This is a genomic window from Cellulomonas composti, assembly GCF_007990245.1.
GTDB classification, from domain to species: Bacteria; Actinomycetota; Actinomycetes; order Actinomycetales; family Cellulomonadaceae; genus Cellulomonas; species Cellulomonas composti.
Genome location: NZ_BJWG01000002.1, coordinates 325,577 through 346,769 on the forward strand (window position 1 = coordinate 325,577; position 21,193 = coordinate 346,769).

Below are 21,193 nucleotides of genomic sequence, written 5' to 3' on the forward strand. Positions count from 1 at the left end.
CAGCGGGGACCCGGCGCGATCGGGTCCCCGCTGCGCTCCTGCGTCGGCTCCTTCGTCCGCTCCTTCTTCGGCTACTCCGTCGCGATCGCGTCCAGCGGGCGCATCCGGGCCGCCCGGATCGCGGGCCACAGCGCCGCGAGCACCCCGACGACGAGCGCGAGCACGACCATCGTCACCAGCCCGCCCCACGGCACGACGAGCGTGTCCAGGCCCTCGTCGGCGTAGACCTGCGGCAGCACCGAGGCGAGCCCGACGCCCACCACGAGCCCGACGACCGTGCCGAACAGCGCCGTCAGCACCGACTCCACCGTGATCGTCCCCGCGAGCTGCAGGCGTCCGAGGCCGACCGCACGCAGCAGGCCGATCTCGCGCGTGCGCTCGATCACCGACAGGGCGAGCGTGTTGACGATGCCCAGCACCGCGATGACCAGCGACAGTCCGAGCAGCGCGTACAGGATCACCAGGAGCTGGTCGACCTGCCCGGCGATCTGCGCGACGAACTCGTCCTGGTCCTGCACGGACACGACGACGTAGGGCGCGACGGCCGCCGTCACCGCGGCGCGCAGGTCCGCCTGGCTCACGCCGGGCGCGGCGTCGACGAACACGGTGTCGAGCAGCTGCGCCTCGCCGGGAGCGATCTCGTCGAGCACCTCGTCGGAGACGACGACCGACGAGCCGAGGACGCGGCTCTCGAACACCGCCCCGACGGTCAGCTCACGCGTCGAGGTCGCCGTCTGCACGACGACGGTGTCGCCGACCGCCCAGCCGTCGCCCGCGTTGTTCGAGTTGACCAGCGCGGTGTCGTCGTCGAGCGTGCCGAGGTCGCCGCTCGTCACGTCGACCATGAGCGTGCTGCCGAGCGCTCCCGGGGCCACCCCCGCGACACCCCCGGTGTCCTCGGGCGTCGGCGTGACGCCGGGCGCGGGGGAGACCCCCGCGTACGTGAACGCCACAGGCACGGTGTCGCCGACCTCGGGCAGCGCCGCGACGTCCTCGGCCGCCCCGCCCGGGATGGTGAACGTCGCCGAGCGCAGCACCAGGTCGGCGTCCGTGGAGCTCTCGACGACGCTCGCGACCGACGCCTGCGCGGTCGCGGCGATCACGGAGACCGCGCCGACGAGCGCCATGCCGATCATGAGCGCGCCCGCGGTGTTCGCGGTGCGGCGGGGGTTGCGCGTGACGTTGCCGTGCGCGAGCTTGCCGATCGGCTTGAGGAGCGCGACGAACGGCGCGGCCATGACCCGCAGGACGGCACGCGCGAGCGTCGGCGAGGCCACCAGCACGCCGACGAGCACGAGCACGGCACCGAGGCCGAGGGCGCTCTCCGCCACCTTCGAGTCCGGCTGCAGGGCCGCGGCGACCACGCCGGCCGCGCCGGCGACGACCATCGCGGCGCCCACGACGAAGCGCGCGCGCAGCGACCGCTCCCGCACCGAGATCTCACCGCGCATCGCCTCGACGGGCGCGACGAGCGCCGCCGTGCGCGCGGGGAATGCGGAGGCCACCGCCGAGACGACCGTCCCGAGCACGAGGCAGCCGACCACGGTCGACGTGCTCAGCGGGATGTCGGACGTCAGGTCCATCCCCACGCCGGCGAGCACCTTGCGCAGCAGCGCGACCAGCCCGAGCCCGCCGAGGACGCCGAAGGCCGACCCCGCGAGCCCGACGACCGCGGCCTGCCCGACGACGACCCCGAACACCTGCGCCGGCGACGCCCCGACCGCCCGCAGCAGCGCGAACTCGCGCACCCGCTGCCGCACCGACATCGCGAACGTGTTCGCGATGAGGAACCCGCCGACGAACAGCGCGATCACCGCGAAGATCAGCAGGAACGTCGTGACGAACCCGAGCATCTCGCCGATGTCCTCCTGCAGGTCCGCCCGCAGGTCGTCGCCCGTGACCGCCGTCGTGCCGGCGCCGTCCGGCAGGCCGGGCAGCGCTTCCGACAGGTTCGCGACGAGGGTCTGCTGACTGACGTCGGCGGCGGCGTACACCGCGATCGAGGCGATCGTCCCGTCGGGCGCGAAGTCGGCCATCGCCGTCGCGGAGTCCATCAGCACGATCGTCGCCCCCGCCATCGGCCCACCGGCCGCCGCGTCGCCGACGACCTCGACCTCGCGCACCTCACCCGCGACCACGAGCCGCGTGCGGTCGCCGATCGTCAGACCCGACGAGTCGAGCGTCGCGGACTCGAGCGCGACCTCGTCGGCCGCAGCGGGTGCGCGGCCCTCGACGATCGTCAGGCTCGGGTCGCGTTCGTCGAACGCCATGCCGAAGCTGGGCGCCTGCGTCGACTGGACCGCCGTCCCGTCGGCCCCGACGAGCACGACCGTGCCGCTGACCTCGGGCAGCGCGAGGCGCACACCGTCGACCCCGGACACCTGGTCCACGAGCTCGACCGGGAACGGGTTGCGCGTCTCACCGACGCCGGTGGCGCTGGCGGCGACCTCGTTCGCGCCGCGTACGTACGCGTCGGCCGGCGCGGAGGCCTCCACGATCCCGTCGAACGTCGAGCCGAGCATCGTGCGCAGGCTGAACGTGCCCGCGACGAACGCGATGCCGAGCGCGACCGCCAGCACGGAGAGCAGGAAGCGGACGGCGTGCGCACGCACGCCACGCAACGTGACGCGCAGCATCAGTGCACCCGCGCGGCGGAGGCCGCGGACTCGTCGCGCGAGAGGGCCGCGAGCCGCTCGAGCACGCTCTCGGCGGTCGGGTCGCGCAGCTCGTCGACGATCCGTCCGTCGGCGAGGAACAGCACCCGGTCGGCGTAGGAGGCAGCCGTCGGGTCGTGCGTGACCATCACGACGGACTGCCCGAGGTCGTCGACGCTGCGGCGCAGGAAGCCGAGCACGTCACGCGCCGACGACGAGTCGAGGTTGCCCGTCGGCTCGTCGGCGAACACCACCGCGGGCCGCGTGACGAGCGCGCGGGCGCACGCGACGCGCTGCTGCTGGCCGCCGGACAGCTCGCCGGGCTTGTGGCTGAGCCGGTCCTGCAGGCCGACCGCGCGCACGACCGCGTCCAGGTGGTCGCGGTCCACGGGCCGCCGCGCGATGTCCAGCGGCAGCGTGATGTTCTCCAGCGCGGTGAGCGTCGGCACGAGGTTGAACGCCTGGAACACGAACCCGAGCCGGTTGCGGCGCAGCTTCGTCAGATGCCGTTCGGACATCTCGGAGACGGTCTCGCCGTCCACGACGACCGAGCCCGAGGTCGGCCGGTCCAGGCCCGCCATGCAGTGCATGAGCGTCGACTTGCCGGAGCCCGACGGCCCCATGGTCGCGGTGAGTCGGCCGCGCTCGAAGTCGACGTCGATGCCCGCGAGCGCATGCACGGCGGTCTCGCCGCCGCCGTACGTCTTGACGAGCCCGCGGGCCGAGGCGATGGGAAGGGTCACGCCGGCATCCGGCGTTGTCTGCTGGGTCACCCTTCGATGATCCCGACCCCGGGGCGTCAGCACGATCGGGTACTCCCCCCAGATCGACCCTGAACCTCGTCGGATCCGGGTCGGGGTCGATCCGGGGACCACCCGTGGGACGTTCGTCCTCTCGCGCACCCCGCCCAGCCGGACCGCGGGTGACGCGTGCGGCCTCTACGCTGGCGGCATGGCCCGCTACCTGGAGGTCCATCCGCACGACCCGCAGCCGCGGGCCGTCGCGCAGGTGGTCGACATCCTGCGCGCAGGTGGCGTGATCGCCTACCCCACGGACTCCTGCTACGCGCTCGGCACGACGATGGGCTCGCACGACGGACCCGAACGGATCCGACGACTGCGGCACCTCGACGACCGGCACCACTTCACGCTCGTGTGCGCCGACTTCGCGCAGCTCGGCCATCTCGTCCATCTGGACAACTCCGCGTTCCGCGCGATCAAGGCCGCGACGCCTGGCCCCTACACGTTCGTCCTGCCCGCGACGCCCGAGGTCCCACGCCGGCTCTCGCACCCGAAGAAGCGGTCCGTCGGCGTGCGCATCCCGGACCACCCGGTCGCGGTGGCGATCGTCCGCGAGCTGGGCGAGCCGCTGTTGTCGTCGTCCCTGCTCATGCCCGGCCACGAGTGGCCGATGACCGAGGGCTGGCAGATCAAGGAGGAGCTCGACCACGACCTCGACGCCGTGGTCGACGCCGGCGACTGCGGCACGACTCCGACGACCGTCGTCGACTGGACCTCGGGCGCACCGGAGGTCGTGCGCGAGGGTGCGGGGGACCCCAGCCGCTTCGAGTGACCGCGGCTCGGGGTGGGACCGGCTCAGGGTGGGACCGGCTCAGACGTCGCGCAGGGCCTCGGTCACGAAGCGCGCGGAGCGCTCGCGCAGGCCCTCGATCCTCCTGGCCACCAGGATCTGCCGGGTCTCGTCGTCGTTGCCGGCCTCCGTGCGCGTCGGCGGTCGCCGGACGTTGGCCGAGCAGGTGAAGTGCGTGCAGATCAGCGTGCCGACGGTGTTGCCGCGCCGACCGGACGCGCCCGCCCGACGTGCCACGTACAGGCTCACGTCGTCGGTCACGACGACGTCCTCGCACCACGCGCACACCGCGCGCCGACGGACGCGCTCCTTGGCGTCGGTGGAGCGCAGCAGCACGCCGGTCGGCTCGCCGTCGAGCGGCACGATCGCGTAGGCCACGAGCGGCGCCTTGCGGTCGCGCCACCCGAGGTAGTCGAGCCGCTCCCAGTCCATGGCGTCCAGGTCGGGCAGGACCGCGTTCGTGGCCTCGCGCCGCGACGCGTTCACGAACGACGCGCGGAGCTGCTTCTCGGTCAGGGGTTCCATGGGTCCTCGGTCGTCGGACGGTGTCATCGGACGGGTGCCGGCCGCGCCCCACGCGGCGCGGACCATTCTCCCCCGACCTCCGAGCCGTCACCTCCGAGCCGTCACCACCGAGCCCTCACCACCCGTCAGGCGCCGGGAATGCGGCCGGCGCGCGCGGGCGTTGCCACCGGCATGCCGCTTTCCGGGGAGTACGCACCGAGCACCTCCGAGCACGCCCGCCGCCAGGCCGAGCTGTACGAGGCCACCGACGGTCGTGAGGGCAACGAGATGCGCGGCCGCCCGGTCATCATCCTCACCAGCGTCGGAGCCCGTTCGGGGCACCTGCGCAAGACCGCGCTGATGCGCGTGGAGCACGAGGGCCGGTACGCGGTCGTCGCGTCCAAGGGCGGCGCCCCCGACCACCCCCGCTGGTACCACAACCTCGTCGCGAACCCCCACGTGGAGCTGCAGGACGGTGCGGTCCGGAAGGACTACGACGCGCACGTGGCCACCGGTGCCGAGCGGGACGAGTGGTGGGCGCGGTCCGTGGCCACGTGGCCCGACTACGACGCCTACCAGGCGCGGACCGAGCGCCAGATCCCCGTGTTCGTCCTGGTCCCGCGCGACTGATCGACGTCCGGCCGTTCGGTGCCCCGACTCAGCCAGGCAGTCAGCCGAGCAGTCAGCCGGGCGGTTCGCCGAGCAGGAGCTTCCAGCAGCCGACGCCGATCACGCCCGCGACCAGCGGTGCCACGACCGGCACCCAGCCGTAGTGCCAGTCCGAGCCGCCCTTGTGCTTGAGCGGCAGCAGCGCGTGCACGATGCGCGGGCCCAGGTCGCGCGCCGGGTTCAGCGCCGGGCCGGTCGGTCCGCCGAGGCCCGCGACCAGGCCCCAGACCAGGAACCCGATGGCCATGTGGGCCACCGCGGGCTCGTTCGTCGTGAGCGGTGAGTTCACGATCGCGAGCGCGCACGAGAACAGCACGACGGACCCGAGCAGCTCGTTGGCGAAGCCGTTGAGCCGCGAGTGTGCCGCGTTGATCGTCGAGAACGTCGCGAGCACGTCGTCGGGGTTCTCGGTGCGGTCGTAGTACGGCTTGTGGGTCGCGACGATCGCCAGCTGGCCGGCCATCGCGCCGAGGAGCTGCGCGGTGACGTACGGCGCGACCTCGGACCACGGGAACATCCCCCAGGACGCGAGTCCGATCGTGAACGCCGGGTTGATGTGGTTGCCGCTGATGCCGCCGAACATGAGCGCCGGGATCATCACGCCGAAGCCGTAGCCCATCGCGATGAGCGACCAGCCGCCGCCGTACCCCTTGGAGCCCTTGAGGTGCACGTTCGCGACCGTGCCGTTGCCCAGGATGATGAGGATCGCGGTGCCGATGAACTCGCAGGCCAACCGGGTCGCGAGGCTGTACGTCGGATCCATGCGCACACCTTGGCAGGCCGCGGGCGTCGCGGTCACGCCCGACCCGCCCCCAGCCCCGGATCCGTGCGAGCGGCTACCCGTCGCGGCGGTCCGGTCGCGGCCGGCGCCCGCGATGTCGACACCCTGGTGCGGTGCACGGCGGGCGGATGGGCGGTCGGGTGGGCGGTCGGCTGGTGTGGGTGCTCGTCGCGGCGGTCTGCCTCGCGCTCGGGCTCGGGGCGCCCGCGCTCGGGCGCGTGCAGGCGTCCGCACGGCACCCGGTCACCGTCGCGGACCGCGACGCGGCGCTCGTCGCGCTCGCCACGTTGCGGGTCCGGGGTCCCGACGAGCATGCGGACGCCTACGAGCGCTCGGAGTTCGGCACCGCATGGGCGGACGTCGACCGCAACGGGTGCGACACCCGCCAGGACGTGCTGCGTCGCGACCTCGTCGCCGTGACGCTCGACCCCGCCGACGCATGCGTCGTCCTCTCCGGTTCGCTCGCCGACCCGTACACCGGCCGCACGATCCCCTTCCTCCGGGGTGAGCGCTCCGCGGACGTGCAGATCGACCACGTCGTCGCGCTGGCCGACGCGTGGGCGTCCGGGGCCGCGCAGTGGTCGCCGGATCGCCGGGAGCGGTTCGCCAACGACCCCGCCAACCTGCTGGCGGTCGACGGACCCGCCAACGAGGACAAGGGCGCCTCCGACGCCGCGCAGTGGCTCCCGCCCGACCCTGGCTACGGCTGCGTCTACGCGGTCCGGCAGGTCCGGGTGAAGGCCGCGTACGGGCTGTCGGTCGCGTCCGACGAACGTGCCGCGCTCGCCGCGGCGATCGGGTCCTGCACCGTCACACGCTGATCGCAGCTGCTCGGGCTCACGGCTGCTCGAGCACCACGTCCGTGCCGGTGGCGGTGACAGCGAGCCCGTCGGGCATGACCGAGACCGACGCGAGCGTCATGCCCTCCGGCAGCTCGTCGATCGGCACGCGCAGGCCCGAGAGCACCGAACCGATCGCGTCCGGAAGGTCGTCGATCGTGATGGTCACGCCGCCGAGCTCGATGTCGACCACGTCGACGACCAGCGCACCGTCCTCGACGCCCGGCTCGATCGCCGCGGACAGGTCGATGCCGAGCAGCGACCCCGCTACCCGCATCGTCGAGCCGTCGACCGTGAGCGTCAGGTCGAGTCCGGTCCGCTCCGCGACCACGGTCTGCAGCGACGAGGTCGGCAGGACGGCCACGACCTGCGCCTCACCGACCGTGTACGGCTGGGTCGTCGAGACCGACGTCCCCTCGAACACCACATCCGTCGCCCGCAGGCCGCCGAGGGTCGCGCCGTCGACCGTCACCGTCATCGTGTCGATGCTGCCGCGCAGGACCTGCGTCAGGAACGGGAAGCCCCCCATCTCGACCGTCGGCGTGCCGGTGACGTCCTCGAGGTTGTCGACCACGGCCTGCGAGACGCGTTCCTCCGTCGTGCGTGCGATCACGCGGTCGGCGGCGACCGCGCCCGCCCCCACGACCGCGACGACGGACACGGCGATGATCCAGCCCTTGGCGCTCACCCGCCCACCGTAGGGGTCACGGCGGCGTCTCACACGCGACGCTGTCGCCGTCGCGGTCCAGCCGCGCCGCGTAGCCGGGGTCGCCGCGGTGCAGCGGCGCCGCCCCGGCGGCCCAGGCCGCAGCGCAGTTGGCGAACTCCACCACGCCGGCGGGGGCGTCGGTCGAGGGGGACGTCGAGGGGTCGGCCGGTGCGGTGGTGCCCGACGACCCGGGCGACGATCCGGCCGGTGGTCCGACGACCGCCGGCAGCGGCTCGTCCGGGCAGGTCGCCAGCACGCGTGCGATCGCGTCGCGCTCGGCGGCCGTGACCCACAGGCCGTAGGCGGTCTTCACCGCGACCTGACGCGCGACGTAGGCGCAGCGCACCGCCTTGTTCGGCGGGAGCCAGGTCGCGGCGTCGCCGTCACCCTTCGACATGTTCGTCGGGCCGTCGACCGCCAGCAGGTTGCCGGGGTCGTTGGCGAACGCCTCGCGGGTCGCCGCGTCCCATGACTGGGCACCCTTCTGCCAGGAGTCCGACAGTGCGACGACGTGGTCGATCTGCACGTCGGCCGACGTCGCGATGCCCCGCACGAACGGGACGTCGTGGCCGGTGTACGGGTCGTGCAGCAGACCGCTCGTCACGACGCAGTCCGAGCCCGACTCGTAGGTCAGGTCCACCAGGTCGCGCGCCAGGACGTCGTTGCGGGTGTCGCAGCCGTTGCCGTCGACGTCGGCCCACGCGTCGCCGAACAGCGCCCGGTCGTACCCGGTACGCGGCGCACGGCCCTTGACCGACAGGTCGCCCAGGGCTTCCAGCGCGGTGCCCGCGGCCGCATCGAGGGGGCTGGGTGTCGCCGCGGGCCGGGTCGGCACGGGCGTCGCACTGCTCTCGCCGGTCCGTCCCGGCCCGTCGGTCGCGCTCGGGGACGCGGTGGCCCGCGGCTCTGCCCCGGTCTCGGCGCCCGGGGAACAACCCGCGGTGCCGAACGTCAGCGCGACGACCAGGGGGATCAGCACCCCGACGCGTCGGCGGCCCGTGCGCCGCAATGCCGACGTCCGTGCGTCCGGTGGTGCAAAGGGTGTGGCGCGGGTCACGTCTCGGTCCTAGCCTGGTGCGTAGTGCGCGACGAGGGGCACACGATGACGTTCCTGCTGTTGGCCAGCCTGTGCGTGCCGGCACTCATCTTCGGGGCTGTGTGGTCATGGTTCCCGTCGGAGAACGCCACGCCGCGCTGGCGCACGGTCGCAGCCGAGCACCTCGAGGCATGGGCGGAGATCCTGCGGAACCGGCACCCGAAGCCCCCGGACCCGTTCGACGCACTGTGGGTGCAGGACCGGCTCACCAAGGTCGCCGACCACGTCCGCGAGCTCGAGCTCGACCCGCACCTGTACGCCCGCGCCGAGCGGATCATCGCCACGCAGCTCGCGTACGACCAGCTCCTCGCGAAAGCGTGCGGCATGGCCGGCGTCGAGGTCGAGGCCCACGCGCTCGGTGACCCCGGCGAGCGGTTCCGCGAGGAGGTCGAGCTGACCTCTCGCGGCTGGTCCTGGTGACGCGGGCTCACCACCTCGGTCAACCGGCTCGCACGACGAGGGTGCTCGGCCCGGCCGCGGTCGGCCGCACCTCGATGCGCTCGGCGATCGACTGCTTGAGCGTGTCGACGTGCGACACCACACCCACGACACGGCCGCCGGCGCGCAGTCGGCCCAGCTCCGCGAGCACCTGGTCGAGCGTGTGCGGGTCGAGCGAGCCGAAGCCCTCGTCGACGAACAGCGTCCCGAGCTCGATGCCGCCGGCCTCCGCGGTGACCACGTCGGCCATCCCCAGGGCCAGGCACAGCGACACGTAGAACGTCTCGCCGCCCGAGAGCGTGCGCGGATCGCGCGGCGAGCCCGTGCGGTGGTCGATCACGCGCATCGCCAGACCCGTGCGGCGCCCACCGCCGTCCTCCTTGCCGTCCGTGCGCACCAGCTCGTAGCGGGCGTCGGACATCACCACGAGCCGCGAGTTGGCGGCCGCGACGACGTCCTCGAACCGTCGCATCAGCACGTACGTCGCGAGCGAGATCCCCGTGCCGTTGTCCGCACCGGTGCCGCTCGCGAGCCCCGCCAGTCGCATCACGGGCGCGGCCTGCGCCGTGTGCCGCAGCAGGGTGTGCGCAGCGTCGACCACCTGCTGGGCAGCGGCCCGGCCGGCCACCTCACGCTCGAGCGCCACCTGGTGCTGCGACGCCGCGGCGTCGGCGAGAGCACGGGCCTGCGCCTCGGCGTCCCGCGCGGCCGCGACGTCCACCGTGGCATCAGGTGCCAGCGCGGCGATCTCCGGCTCGTCGAGACCGGTCTGCACGCGGGCGAGCTCCGCCTCGTGCTGCGTCACCCGGTCGTCCAGCTCGCGCACCGCGGCGGGGTCGAGCAGCGCGGCGCGGGCCTGCGCCGCGTCGAGCCCGGTCTCGGCGAGCGCCTCGGCGAGCTCACGCTCGGCGCGCACGGCCGCTCGGTCGGCTTCACCGCTGCGGTCGATGGCCTCCATGAGCGCGGCCGCCGCCACGACCTGCGCTCGCAGCGCCGACGAGCGTGCGGCGACGGTCGGGAAGCCGGCGAGCGCGACCGCGACCTCGGCCTCGGTCTCGGCCAGCGCCTGGGTGAACGCCTGGGCGCGGGTGTCGGCCCGGCCGCGCTCGGCGTCGGCCGCGACCCGCTCCTGCCTGCGGCGGTCGGTCTCGCCGTCGTGCTCGTCGAGAGCGGCGAGCGCCATGGGCAGGCCGGCCGCCGCCGAGCGTGCACCCGCAAGCCGCTCGTTCGCCGCCGTGAGCTCCGCCGCACACTCCGGCTCGGTGAGGCCCTGCAGCGGCTCGGCGATCGCCGCACGCCGGGCCTCGAGCGAGGCGAGCGCCTCGACCGCCGCGGCGAGCGCACGCTCGGCCTCGACCCGCTCCTGCTCCGCGAGCGCGACCTGCTCCGCGGTCGCGTGGTCGGGCGTGCGACGCGCGGGGTGCGGGTGCTCGGCGGATCCGCAGACCGGGCACGGTTCACCGGCGGTGAGCGCCTGCCCGAGCTCGCCCGCCAGCCCGGCGATCCGAGCCGTCCGCGTCGCGCTCTCGCGCGCCACCGCGCTCAGGGCCGCGGCCCGCCGCGACGAGACCCGGGCACCGGCGTCGAGCACCTGGTCCGCGAGCTCCGCGAGCGTGCCGAACGCCGCGACCCGCTGCGCGCACAGCTCGACCAGCGCGATCGCCGCGGACTCGTCGGCCGCCTGCGCGCGCACCTGGTCCAGGCGCTCTGCGAGCACGACGCGCTGCGCGGGCCGGTCGGCCAGCCACGCGTCGTGCGCCGCGATCTCGGTCGCCAGGTCGTCGACCCGGTCGCGTTCGTCGCGCACCTCACGCCGCCGCCGCTCGAGGTCGGCCTCGAGGTCCACGGCACGCACGAGCGCGGCGACCGCGCCGACCGCGTCCCGATGCGCGTCCGCGAGCAGCGACCGCGCCGCGGACCAGTGCGCCGGCCTCGACCCGCGCGCACTCCGGGTGGCAGCACCCTCGGCGATCCCGCCCGCACGGCCCCCGCCGTCGACGCTGTTGTCGGAGTCGGTGTCGGTGTCAGAGTCGGTGTCGGAAGCGGGGAGCAGCCACTCGAGCTCGGTCGGAGCGAGGTCACGCTCGGCGAGAAGTGTCTTGTGGGCGGCCTCCTGCTCGGAGGCTGCGACCGCGGCGCCGTCGAGCAGCGGCCGCACGGCCTGTGCCGCGCGCGCCCGCACCAGACGGGCCCGTGCGTCGAGGTGCGCCTCGGCGCCCTCGACCAGCACCGCCTGCTCCTCGCGCAGCCGGTCGCGGCGGGCCAGCAGCGCAGCGCCGGCCTGAGCCTCGTCGAGCGCCGTGCGCGCCGTCCGGGCGGAGCGTGCCGTCGTCGTGGCGGTCGCCGCGAGCTCACGGACCTGCACGGCCAGTTCGTCCACGCACTCGTCCAGCGCATCGCGCACACGGTCCGCGGGGCCACGCTGCTCGACCGCGGACCCGACGGCGGGCCCGAGCGCGAGCGCACCGGTCGAAGACGGAGCGGGCACCGGGACGGGCAGGTCCGCCGACAGCGCCGCGTCGACCCGCTCAGCCACGTGCGCGGCTGCCCCCTCGTCGAGCCTCGCCGCACCCGCGAGGTGCGCGAGACGGCCGGCGAGCGCGGCGCGGGCGGCGGCCAGCTCACGCTCCGACTCGCGTCGTCGCTCGGCGAGCCGCTGCTGCAGCCGCTCGTAGACCTGCGTGCCGAAGATCTTCTGCAGCAGGCCGACGCGTTCCTCCGGCTTCGACTGCAGGAACCGCGCGAACTCACCCTGCGGCAGCACGATCGTCTGGACGAACTGCGTGCGGTCGAGCCCGACGAGCCGCGTGATCTCGTCGCCGGCCTCGTCCAGGCGCGTCGAGATGACCGTGCCCGGTCCACCGTCCGGCCCGAGCCGCCACAGCCGCACGGAGGCCTGCTGCCGCGTGGTGCCCGTGCCGCGCCGCTTCGCGCGGTCGTAGGCCGGCGTACGCCGGACGCGGAAGACGCCCGCCCCGACCTCGAAGATCAGGTCCACGAAGCTTTCGGTGTCCTCGTCGGCGAAGGCCGAGCGCAGGCGGTCGTCGCTCGCGTTCTCCGCCGCGACCTTCCCGTACAGCGCGAACACCACGGCGTCGATGAGCGTCGACTTGCCCGCACCCGTCGGCCCTTCGAGCAGGAACAGGCCCGAGGCGCCCAGCGCGGTCAGGTCGACCGTGTGCTCCGCGGCGAACGGGCCGATCGCCTGCAGCGTCAGCGTGTGCAGGCGCATCAGGCGCTCCGCTCCAGCGCGACGACGTCCTCGTACGCCGCGCGCAGCACCGCGCGCTCGCCGTCGTCCGCGGGCCGGCCCGTGACGTGCGCGACGAAGTCGGCCGCGACCTGGACCGGGTCCGCGGCACCCGGCACGACGTGCGACGTGCTGGCCCGCTCCCGCTGCGGCGGTTCGTGCTGGACGACGAGCGCGTGCGGGAAGCGCCCACGCACCCGGGCGTACAGATCGCCCGGCCGGACGTCGTCCGTCACGGTCACCCGGACCCAGTCCGCGACGTGCGCCTCACCCGCGGCACCGAGCAGGTCCGCGAGCGTGCCGGTGACGTCCGCCAGCCGGCGCGGCACGGGGCACGGCACCAGCTCGGTGCGCACCTGGCCGGCCACGGCCTCGACGAGCACCGACGACTTCACCTGCCGCGCCTCGGAGAAGGAGTACGCGAGCGGCGAGCCCGAGTAGCGCAGGACCGTGCCCTGCGGGCCCGTGACCTGCTGCGCGCCGTGCAGGTGCCCGAGCGCGACGTAGCCGACGCCCGCGAACGCCTCGGCCGCGACGACGTCCACGCCGCCCACGCGGATGTCCCGCTCCGACTCGCTCGGCAGCCCGCCCACGACGAACGCGTGCGCCGCCACGACCGCGTCCCCGGACGGGCGACCCCGCCGCGCGAGATCGGCACGGACCCGTCGCATCGCCGCACCGAGCACCGCCTCGTGGGAACGCGCGAGCGGCTCGCCGTCGCCCAGCTCGTCGCGCACCGAGTCCGGGTCCAGGTAGGGCAGTCCGTAGACGAGCGCCCCGCCGACCTCGACCGGCTCCGCGAGCGACGCGACGCGCGTGCGCAACCGGATCCGCTCGCGCATGAGCGCCGCGCCGAAACCCAGCCGGGTCGCCGAGTCGTGGTTGCCCGACGTCACGACGACCGTCGTGTGCTCGGCCAGGCGCGCGAGCGTCTCCGAGAGCAGCGTCACGGCCTCGACCGGCGGGATCGCCCGGTCGTACACGTCTCCCGCGACGACGACCGCGTCCACCTGCTCGGTGCGCGCGACGTCGACCAGGTGGTCCAGGAACGCCGCCTGGTGGTCGAGCAGGTCGACCCCGTGCAGCGACCGGCCCAGGTGCCAGTCCGACGTGTGCAGCATCCGCATGCCCCGGACGTTAGCCCGGCCCACCCACACGCCCGCCGCGACGGGCCGCGGCCGCCGGGATCGTCCTGCTGCCGACCGCCTGACGAGCCGCGTCAGTCGTCGTCGGAGGCCTGCGTGACGTCGGCGACGGTCGCGCCGAGCGCGCGCACGAGCGCGTCGCCGTCCAGGGTCGCGGCGACCCCGTGCGCGCCCGCGCCGATCGACACGGTCCTGCCGCGCACCCGATCGTCGGCGATCACGGGCAGCTCACGCAGCGACCCGAACGGCGTGATCGTGCCGCGTTCGTAGCCGGTCACCTCGCGCGCGGTGCCCGCATCGGGCAACGAGAGCCGCGTGACGCCGAGCAGCGCACGCAGCTTGGGCCACGCGATCGCGCGGTCACCCGGCACCAGGACGAGCAGGAAGTCGTCGTCGCCCCGGCGCACCACCAGCGTCTTGACGATCGCGGCCGGCTCGACGCCACGCACCGCCGCGGCCTCCGCGAGCGACCCGACCGGTCCGTGCCTCGTCAGGTCGAACGTCAGCCCGCTCGCCTCGAGCGCCGCCACGGCGCGCCGCTCACCGCTCGTCGTCCCCGTCACCCGAACCACGCTAGATGCACCGACCCGTTCGGGCGAACAGCGCCCAAGGTCCCTTGCGTGGCCATGCCCGATTCGCCAAGGTATGACGGCACGCGCGTGTGCTCGTGCTTCACCACTCGCAGGGGGACAGATGTTTCGTCGACCACCGCCCGTACTCCTCACCTCGCTCGTCGGGCTGCTCGCCATCGGGCTGACGGCCACCGCAGCCGGCGCAGCGCCCGATGTGAGCCCGGCCGTCGCACCGACGTCCGACGTCACCAGCCCGCAGGAGGTCGCCCGCGTCGACGCGGTGCCGACGCCCGACCTCGACTGGAGCGACTGTTCGCTCTACTTCATGGAGGGCTCGTTGTGCGCCACGGTCGAGCTCCCGCTCGACTACGACGACCCCACGGGTCCGACGACCGAGGTGGCGGTGCTCAAGCAGCCCGCCACCGACCCGAGCCACCGCATCGGCTCGCTGTTCGTCAACCCCGGGGGGCCGGGCGGTTCGGGCGTGGAGTTCGCAGCCCTGTCGCAGTACTACCTGTCGGCGCGCGTGCGCGCGAAGTTCGACATCATCGGCCTCGACCCGCGCGGCACCAACTACGGGGCCAACGTGCAGTGCTGGAAGAACCTCGGCGAGCTCAAGCGGGACGTGGGGACGACGTTCCTGTCGACGGCCTTCCCGCGCGGCACCGACGAGACGGCCGCGTACCTGACGGACACCACGCGCTTCGGCACCGCGTGCTCGACGACGTCCTCGCCGCTCGTGGGCGCGATGTCGACCGCCCAGGTCGCGCGCGACATGGACGTGCTGCGCCGCGCGGTCGGTGACACCAAGCTGACCTATCTCGGCTTCTCCTACGGCTCCTACCTGGGCAACGTCTACGCCAACATGTTCCCGGACCGTGTCCGGGCGCTCGCGATCGACGGCGTCATCGACCCCGTCGCGTGGCAGGGCAGCGCCGAGACCGCGGCGTGGCCCATGACCCAGCGGATGGCGTCGGGCGACGGCGCCTGGAAGTCCCTCCGTCAGATCCTCGCCAGCTGCGCGACAGCCGGCAAGGGGTTGTGCATGACCGCCCAGCTCGGCAACGCGCAGAGCGTCTACGAGAAGACGATGGCCGGCCTGAAGGCCAAGCCGATCGAGATCACCGACGGCGACGAGGTGCTCTGGCGGATCACGTTCGCCGACGCGATCAACGTCCTGCTCGGCGACATGTACGACATGTACGCCTGGGCCTGGGTCGACAGCGACCTGTACTTCCTGCGCACGATGCAGCTCGAGCTTCCGAGCTCGGCGAAGGGCAAGGCCGCGAACGCCGCGCTCGCGGCGCGTTACAAGGCACGGCAGACCGCCGCGAACGAGCGGCAGACCGCGCACGACGCCCGTGTGCGCGCCGGATTCGGCTTCCCGTACATCAACCAGCTCGAGGCGTACCAGAGCGTGCTGTGCTCGGACGGCACCAACCCGGCCTTCGGCGGTCGCTGGACCAAGGCGATCAAGAACGGCACCAAGGCCCCCGGCTTCGGCGCGCTGTGGTCGTGGGCCTCGGCCCCGTGCGCGTCGAAGACGTGGACGCGGTCCGACGAGGACGCGTACCGCGGCACGTTCGACCACCGGACCGCCAACCCGGTGCTCGTCGTCGGCAGCTACTGGGACCCGGCGACCAACTACCAGGGCGCCGTGACGGCGGCCGACCTGCTGCCGAACTCCCGTCTGCTCTCGAGCGACAACTGGGGTCACACCGCGTACGGGACGTCCGTGTGCGCGACGTGGGCGGTCGACCAGTACCTGCTGGCCAAGAAGCTGCCCGCCGAGGGCACGGTCTGCCACGCGGACCAGCCGTTCACGAGCGGCACGGAGAGCCTGTCGACGTCGTCGGTCTCGGGGACGAAGACGCTGCCGACCGGTCCGCGTGAGGGTGTCGTGCCGGTGATCCCGCCGCTGCCCGGCGCGACTCCGCGGTACTGACCGCTCCGCACCATCGCATGCCCCGACGGGGTCGTGGCCCACGCCACGGCCCCGTCGGCGCGTATTCGCACGTGCCCGGCCGGCACCCGGCGTGCGACGATCGACGCCCGTGAGCCCCCGCCAGCAGCCGCCCGGCCGCGCGCGCCGCACCGACGAGCGCCGCCCGGCCCGACGAGAGCGCGCCGCCGCCGCGCGCGCGGCGGTCGACCTCCCGACGATCACCTATCCGGAACAGCTCCCGGTCAGCGCGCGGCGTGCGGAGATCGCCGCCGCGATCCGCGACCACCAGGTCGTGATCGTCGCGGGCGAGACGGGCTCCGGCAAGACCACACAGCTGCCCAAGATCGCGCTCGAGCTGGGTCGCGGCCGGGCCGGTCAGATCGGTCACACCCAGCCGCGCCGGATCGCGGCACGCGCCGTCGCCGAACGCATCAACGAGGAGATCGTCGGGGACGCCCCACTGGGCGGCGTCGTCGGCTACCAGGTCCGGTTCACCGACACGTCGAGCGAGGACACGTTGGTCAAGGTGATGACCGACGGCATCCTGCTCGCCCAGATCCAGCGTGACCCTATGCTGCTGGCCTACGACACGCTCATCGTCGACGAGGCGCACGAGCGCTCGCTCAACATCGACTTCATCCTCGGCTACCTGACGCGGCTGCTGCCCCGCCGGCCGGACCTCAAGGTCGTCATCACGTCCGCGACGATCGACTCGGCGCGGTTCGCCCGACACTTCGCGGGCCCGCCGACCCCCGAGCACCCCGACGGTGTGCCCGCGCCGGTCGTCGAGGTCACCGGCCGCACGTACCCGGTCGAGGTCCGCTACCGCCCGCTGTCGCCCGACGCGCTCGGCACGTCCGACGAGGACGCCGCGCCGGCGCCGGCCCCGCGTGCCTCGTCGGGACGCGGACGCACCACCCCGCCGCCCGCGACCCGCGAGCGCGACCTCATGACCGGCATCACGGAGGCCGTCGACGAGCTGTGCGGGGTCGGGCCCGGCGACATCCTCGTGTTCCTGTCCGGTGAGCGGGAGATCCGCGACGCGCAGGACGCGCTGCGCACGTCGCTCGGCGCGCGCGCGACCGACCCGCAGCACCCCCAGCACGTCGAGCTCCTGCCGCTGTTCAGCCGCCTGTCCGCGGCCGAGCAGCACCGCGTGTTCGCGTCGCACCCCGGCCGCCGGGTGGTGCTGTCGACGAACGTCGCCGAGACGTCGCTGACCGTGCCCGGCATCCGGTACGTCGTGGACCCCGGCACAGCACGCATCTCGCGCTGGTCGAAGGCGACCAAGGTGCAGCGGCTGCCGATCGAGCCGATCAGCCAGGCGTCCGCGCAGCAGCGGTCGGGCCGGTGCGGGCGCGTGGCCGACGGCGTCGCGATCCGGCTGTACTCGCCCGACGACTTCGAGTCGCGGCCCCGGTTCACCGAACCGGAGATCCTGCGCACGTCGCTGGCCTCGGTGATCCTGCAGATGATCGCGGTCGGCGTCGCCGCCTCGCCGCAGGACGTCGTCTCGTTCCCGTTCGTCGACGCCCCGGACGTGCGGGCCGTGCGCGACGGCGTGCAGCTGCTCACCGAGCTGGGCGCGCTCTCGTCCGACGAGGGTGCGACGCGGCTGACCGACATCGGGCGGGCGCTCGCACAGCTCCCGATCGACCCGCGGCTGGCGCGGATGGTCGTCGAGGCGGGCCGCCGCGGCGTCGCGCGGGACGTCTCCGTCGTCGTCGCCGCGCTCTCGATCCAGGACCCGCGCGAACGGCCGGCCGACGAGCGCGAGAAGGCCGATGCGTTGCACGCACGGTTCGCCGACCCCACCTCCGACCTGCTCGCCTACCTCAACCTGTGGGAGTACCTGCGCGAGCAGCGCCGCGACCTGTCCGGCAGCGCGTTCCGGCGGATGTGCCGCTCCGAGCACCTCAACTACCTGCGCATCCGCGAGTGGCAGGACGTGGTCACCCAGCTGCGCGACCTGGCCAAGCCGCTGCACATCACCATGGCCGCACCCCGGCCGCTGCCCACCGCCGACGAGGACCCGCGCACCGACGAGCACGCCTCCGGCGGAACAGCGACGGTCGATCGGCGCGGCGAGCTGCGGCGCGAGTGGGACGCCGACCGCATCCACCAGTCCGTGCTCGCCGGGCTGCTCTCGCACATCGGGATGCAGGAGGCGACGGAGGTCGCCGCGCCGTCTCGTCGGACGCAGGGCCGCAAGCCCGACGCGCGGCCGGACCGCCGCGCGCGCAACGAGTACCTGGGCGCGCGCGGGGCCCGGTTCGCGATCTTCCCGGGCTCGGGCCTGGCCCGGAAGCCGCCGGCGTGGGTGATGGCGGCCGAGCTCGTCGAGACGAGCCGGCTGTGGGGGCGCGACGCCGCGCGGATCCAGCCGGAGTGGGCCGAAGAGCTCGCGGGCCACCTGGTCAAGCGCACCTACTCCGAACCCGCGTGGTCGACCCGGCAGGGCGCCGCGACGTGCACCGAGCGCGTGCTGCTGTACGGCGTCCCGATCGTCGCGGGGCGTCGCGTGCTGTACGCGAAGGTCGACCCCGCGCACGCGCGCGAGCTGTTCGTCCGGCACGCGCTCGTGCAGGGCGAGTGGACCACGCACCACCAGTTCTTCCACGAGAACCGCCGCCTGCTCGCCGAGGCCGAGGAGCTCGCCGCACGCGCGCGCCGGCGCGACCTGCTCGCCGACGAGGACACGCTGTTCGACTTCTACGACGAACGGATCCCCGACGACGTCGTCTCGTCCCGGCACTTCGACCAGTGGTGGAAGGGCGCCCGCCGTCGCGACCCGGACCTGCTCTCGTTCTCTCGCGAGCTGCTGGTGGCCGACGACGCGCACGCGATCGACGAGTCCTCGTTCCCGAGCCGTTGGCCGCAGGGCGACCTGACGTTCCCGCTGACCTACCAGTTCGAGCCCGGCACCGAGGCCGACGGCGTGACGGTGCACATCCCGATCGGCCAGCTTGCGCGCGTCACGCCGGACGGGTTCGGCTGGATGGTGCCCGGCCTGCTCGACGAGCTCGTCACCGCGACGATCCGCGCGCTCCCCAAGCCGGTCCGCGTGCAGCTCGTGCCCGCGCCGGACGTCGCGCGCGCGGTGGGCGCGTGGCTGCGCGAGCACATGGCGTCGTGGGCCGACACGGTGCGCGCCGGCGACGCCGCGCCCTCGTTCCACGACGCGTTCCGACGAGCCGTGCGCGCGCTGCGCGACGTCGACGTGCCCGACGACGCGTTCGACGACGAGCGGCTGCCCCCGCACCTGCGGCTGACGTTCCGCGTCGTCGGCGACCGCGGTGGCGTGATCGACGAGGGCACCGACCTCGCGGTGCTGCAGCGTCGCCTCGCGCCCCAGGCGCAGGCCGCGGTCGACACCGCGGTCCGCCGCGCGGTCCGTGAGGCGATGGCCTCGGCCACCCCCGCCCCGCCCACCACCGTGCCGTCCACCACCGTGCCGCCCGCGGCCGTGAGTCCCTCGGCGGGCCATGCGCGGGAGCGCACGGGCCGGGCCGCGGGTCAGGGCCCGGACGGTCCGGCGCCCGGGGTCGTGCGGGAGGGGCTCGTCGGGTGGCCGGCGGGGATGGTGCTGCCGGAGGTGGTCGAGGCCGGTGGCGGCAGCGCCGTGGTGCGGGCGTTCCCGTCGCTCGTCGCGGAGCCCGACGGCTCGGTCGCGGTCCGCACGCTGGCCGACGAGTCCGCCCGGCCGCTCGCGGCCCGGCGTGGGCTGCGCCGGCTCCTGGTGCTCGACGTCGGGCTCGCGACCGCTCGCGTCACGAGCCGCTGGACGGGGCAGCAGGCGCTCGCGCTCGCGGCGAGCCCGTACCCCGGCACGGCCGCACTGGTCGCGGACGTGCAGCTCGCCGCCGCCGAGGCGCTGGCCGACCAGCATCTCGCGGCGTCGGGCCGCGCCCCGCACGACGTGCGCGACGAGGCGGCCTACGCCGAGCTGCGGGCGTTCGTCCGGGACCGGCTCGAGGATGCGGTGCACCGGCTCGTCGGCGACCTCCTCGTCGTGCTGACCGCGTGGCGCGAGCTGGAGGTGCAGGTCAAGGGCACCACGAGCCTCGCGCTGCTGGCCACGGCGCAGGACGTGCGCGCGCAGTCGGCGGCGCTGGTGCACGCCGGCTTCGTCGCGGAGGTCGGCGCCGCGCGCCTGCCGCAGCTCACGCGCTACCTGCGCGCCGCCGCCTACCGGCTGACCAAGGCCGCCGAGAACCCCGCGCGCGATGCGGACCTCGCCTGGCAGGTGCACGACGTCGAGCAGGAGTACGACGAGGCCCGGCGGGCCGCGGCCGCGCGCCCGGCCGGCGTCCCCGCGGCTCTCGCGGACGTGCGCTGGCTGGTCGAGGAGCTCCGCGTCTCGCTGTTCGCCCAGCAGCTCGGCACGCCGGTCCCGGTCTCCGCGCAGCGCATCCGCAAGGCCGTCGCCGCAGCCCGCTGACCGCGCCCGGCACTCGACGACGAGAACCCACCGCACTCACCAGCACCCCCGTCCCGCCACCGCACCCACGGACCCCCGCAGCATCTACGGACCCGCAGCATCCACGGACCCCCGCAGCGTCTACGGACCGCGCAACGGCACTGTCCGCCGACATCCCCGACGTCCGCAGACGCCGCAACCGTCCATCAACGACCAGAGCGCCAGACAACCGCGCCCCTACGCCGCCGGGCCCCCGCAGCACCCACGAACCCGCAGCGTCTACGGACCGCCGCAGCGTCTGCGGACCGCGCAACGACACTGTCCGCCGACATCCCCGACGTCCGCAGACGCCGCAACCGTCCATCAACGACCAGACCGCCAGACAACCGCACCCCAACGCCGCCAGACCCCCGCAGCATCTACGGACCGCCGCAGCATCTGCGGACCCCTGCAGCGTCTACGGACCGCGCAACGGCACTGTCCGCCGACATCCCGGACGTCCGTAGACGCCGCAACCGTCCGTCAACGAGCAGAGCGCCGCACGATGCCGCCCTGCCGCCAGCTCCTCGCAGCACCGCGAA

15 protein-coding genes are annotated in these 21,193 nt (G+C 74.2%); 6 read left to right on the plus strand and 9 right to left on the minus strand.

Annotated features, from left to right (window positions below):
- Nucleotides 1-71 precede the first annotated feature (71 nt).
- Together CCO02nite_RS04070 and CCO02nite_RS04075 are read right to left on the minus strand one after the other, a co-directional pair.
- Nucleotides 72-2,636: an ABC transporter permease gene (locus tag CCO02nite_RS04070; protein ID WP_146841750.1), complete on the minus strand. Its 2,565-nt coding sequence runs from the start codon at nt 2,634-2,636 to the stop codon at nt 72-74.
- Complete coding sequence (locus CCO02nite_RS04075) at nt 2,636-3,427, minus strand: ABC transporter ATP-binding protein (protein WP_246117327.1); 792 nt, start codon at nt 3,425-3,427, stop codon at nt 2,636-2,638. Before CCO02nite_RS04075 ends, CCO02nite_RS04070 begins: the two co-directional genes overlap by 1 nt.
- 178 nt (nt 3,428-3,605) lie before the next feature.
- Here CCO02nite_RS04075 and CCO02nite_RS04080 point away from each other — a divergent pair, with 178 nt between their 5' ends.
- Nucleotides 3,606-4,226: an L-threonylcarbamoyladenylate synthase gene (locus tag CCO02nite_RS04080; protein ID WP_146841752.1), complete on the plus strand. Its 621-nt coding sequence runs from the start codon at nt 3,606-3,608 to the stop codon at nt 4,224-4,226.
- Between the two features lie 39 nt (nt 4,227-4,265).
- On the opposite strand, the gene CCO02nite_RS04085 is transcribed toward CCO02nite_RS04080, so the two are convergent.
- On the minus strand, nt 4,266-4,769 hold the full coding sequence (locus tag CCO02nite_RS04085; protein ID WP_146841753.1) for an FBP domain-containing protein: 504 nt from the start codon (nt 4,767-4,769) through the stop codon (nt 4,266-4,268).
- 171 nt (nt 4,770-4,940) lie between these two features.
- Between CCO02nite_RS04085 and CCO02nite_RS04090 the strand changes: the two genes are divergently transcribed.
- A complete protein-coding gene (locus CCO02nite_RS04090; protein ID WP_146841754.1) occupies nt 4,941-5,378 on the plus strand; it encodes a nitroreductase family deazaflavin-dependent oxidoreductase in 438 nt (145 codons plus the stop codon).
- A 52-nt stretch (nt 5,379-5,430) separates the two neighbouring features.
- On the opposite strand, the gene CCO02nite_RS04095 is transcribed toward CCO02nite_RS04090, so the two are convergent.
- Nucleotides 5,431-6,180 (minus strand): MIP/aquaporin family protein, encoded by a 750-nt coding sequence (locus CCO02nite_RS04095; RefSeq protein ID WP_146841755.1) that lies wholly within the window; start codon nt 6,178-6,180, stop codon nt 5,431-5,433.
- A gap of 131 nt (nt 6,181-6,311) precedes the next feature.
- On the opposite strand from CCO02nite_RS04095, the gene CCO02nite_RS04100 reads away from it, so the two are divergent.
- Complete coding sequence (locus CCO02nite_RS04100) at nt 6,312-7,019, plus strand: HNH endonuclease family protein (RefSeq protein ID WP_246117328.1); 708 nt, start codon at nt 6,312-6,314, stop codon at nt 7,017-7,019.
- 16 nt (nt 7,020-7,035) lie between these two features.
- Here CCO02nite_RS04100 and CCO02nite_RS04105 read toward each other — a convergent pair whose 3' ends face one another.
- Nucleotides 7,036-7,725, minus strand: a complete 690-nt coding sequence (locus CCO02nite_RS04105; protein ID WP_146841756.1) for an LmeA family phospholipid-binding protein — start codon at nt 7,723-7,725, stop codon at nt 7,036-7,038.
- 16 nt (nt 7,726-7,741) lie between these two features.
- Nucleotides 7,742-8,725, minus strand: a complete 984-nt coding sequence (locus tag CCO02nite_RS04110; RefSeq protein ID WP_246117329.1) for a GmrSD restriction endonuclease domain-containing protein — start codon at nt 8,723-8,725, stop codon at nt 7,742-7,744.
- A 123-nt stretch (nt 8,726-8,848) separates the two neighbouring features.
- Between CCO02nite_RS04110 and CCO02nite_RS04115 the strand changes: the two genes are divergently transcribed.
- Complete coding sequence (locus CCO02nite_RS04115; protein ID WP_146841757.1) at nt 8,849-9,262, plus strand: hypothetical protein; 414 nt, start codon at nt 8,849-8,851, stop codon at nt 9,260-9,262.
- A gap of 19 nt (nt 9,263-9,281) precedes the next feature.
- On the opposite strand, the gene CCO02nite_RS04120 is transcribed toward CCO02nite_RS04115, so the two are convergent.
- The 3 genes from CCO02nite_RS04120 to CCO02nite_RS04130 all read right to left on the minus strand — a co-directional run bounded on the left by CCO02nite_RS04120 (nt 9,282) and on the right by CCO02nite_RS04130 (nt 14,238).
- Nucleotides 9,282-12,512, minus strand: coding sequence for an AAA family ATPase (locus CCO02nite_RS04120; RefSeq protein WP_146841758.1), 3,231 nt, complete (start codon nt 12,510-12,512; stop codon nt 9,282-9,284).
- Nucleotides 12,512-13,657, minus strand: a complete 1,146-nt coding sequence (locus CCO02nite_RS04125; RefSeq protein ID WP_146841759.1) for an exonuclease SbcCD subunit D — start codon at nt 13,655-13,657, stop codon at nt 12,512-12,514. The genes CCO02nite_RS04120 and CCO02nite_RS04125 overlap by 1 nt, the downstream gene beginning before the upstream one ends.
- Nucleotides 13,658-13,749: 92 nt before the next feature.
- Nucleotides 13,750-14,238 carry an aminoacyl-tRNA deacylase gene (locus CCO02nite_RS04130; protein ID WP_146841760.1) on the minus strand — a complete coding sequence of 163 codons (489 nt, stop codon included), beginning with the start codon at nt 14,236-14,238 and terminating at the stop codon, nt 13,750-13,752.
- 130 nt (nt 14,239-14,368) lie between these two features.
- On the opposite strand from CCO02nite_RS04130, the gene CCO02nite_RS04135 reads away from it, so the two are divergent.
- On the plus strand, nt 14,369-16,192 hold the full coding sequence (locus tag CCO02nite_RS04135; protein WP_146841761.1) for an alpha/beta hydrolase: 1,824 nt from the start codon (nt 14,369-14,371) through the stop codon (nt 16,190-16,192).
- A gap of 109 nt (nt 16,193-16,301) precedes the next feature.
- Nucleotides 16,302-20,633, plus strand: coding sequence for an ATP-dependent RNA helicase HrpA (gene hrpA, locus CCO02nite_RS04140; protein WP_246117330.1), 4,332 nt, complete (start codon nt 16,302-16,304; stop codon nt 20,631-20,633).
- Nucleotides 20,634-21,193: the final 560 nt, after the last annotated feature.

Coding starts and splice junctions, on each gene's coding strand:
- CCO02nite_RS04070 (WP_146841750.1), bottom strand. CDS start 2,636: ATGCTGCGCGTCACGTTGCGTGGCGTGCGTGCGCACGCCGTCCGCTTC.
- CCO02nite_RS04080 (WP_146841752.1), top strand. CDS start 3,606: ATGGCCCGCTACCTGGAGGTCCATCCGCACGACCCGCAGCCGCGGGCC.
- CCO02nite_RS04085 (WP_146841753.1), bottom strand. CDS start 4,769: ATGGAACCCCTGACCGAGAAGCAGCTCCGCGCGTCGTTCGTGAACGCG.
- CCO02nite_RS04090 (WP_146841754.1), top strand. CDS start 4,941: ATGCCGCTTTCCGGGGAGTACGCACCGAGCACCTCCGAGCACGCCCGC.
- CCO02nite_RS04095 (WP_146841755.1), bottom strand. CDS start 6,180: ATGGATCCGACGTACAGCCTCGCGACCCGGTTGGCCTGCGAGTTCATC.
- CCO02nite_RS04115 (WP_146841757.1), top strand. CDS start 8,849: ATGACGTTCCTGCTGTTGGCCAGCCTGTGCGTGCCGGCACTCATCTTC.
- CCO02nite_RS04120 (WP_146841758.1), bottom strand. CDS start 12,512: ATGCGCCTGCACACGCTGACGCTGCAGGCGATCGGCCCGTTCGCCGCG.
- CCO02nite_RS04125 (WP_146841759.1), bottom strand. CDS start 13,657: ATGCGGATGCTGCACACGTCGGACTGGCACCTGGGCCGGTCGCTGCAC.
- CCO02nite_RS04135 (WP_146841761.1), top strand. CDS start 14,369: ATGTTTCGTCGACCACCGCCCGTACTCCTCACCTCGCTCGTCGGGCTG.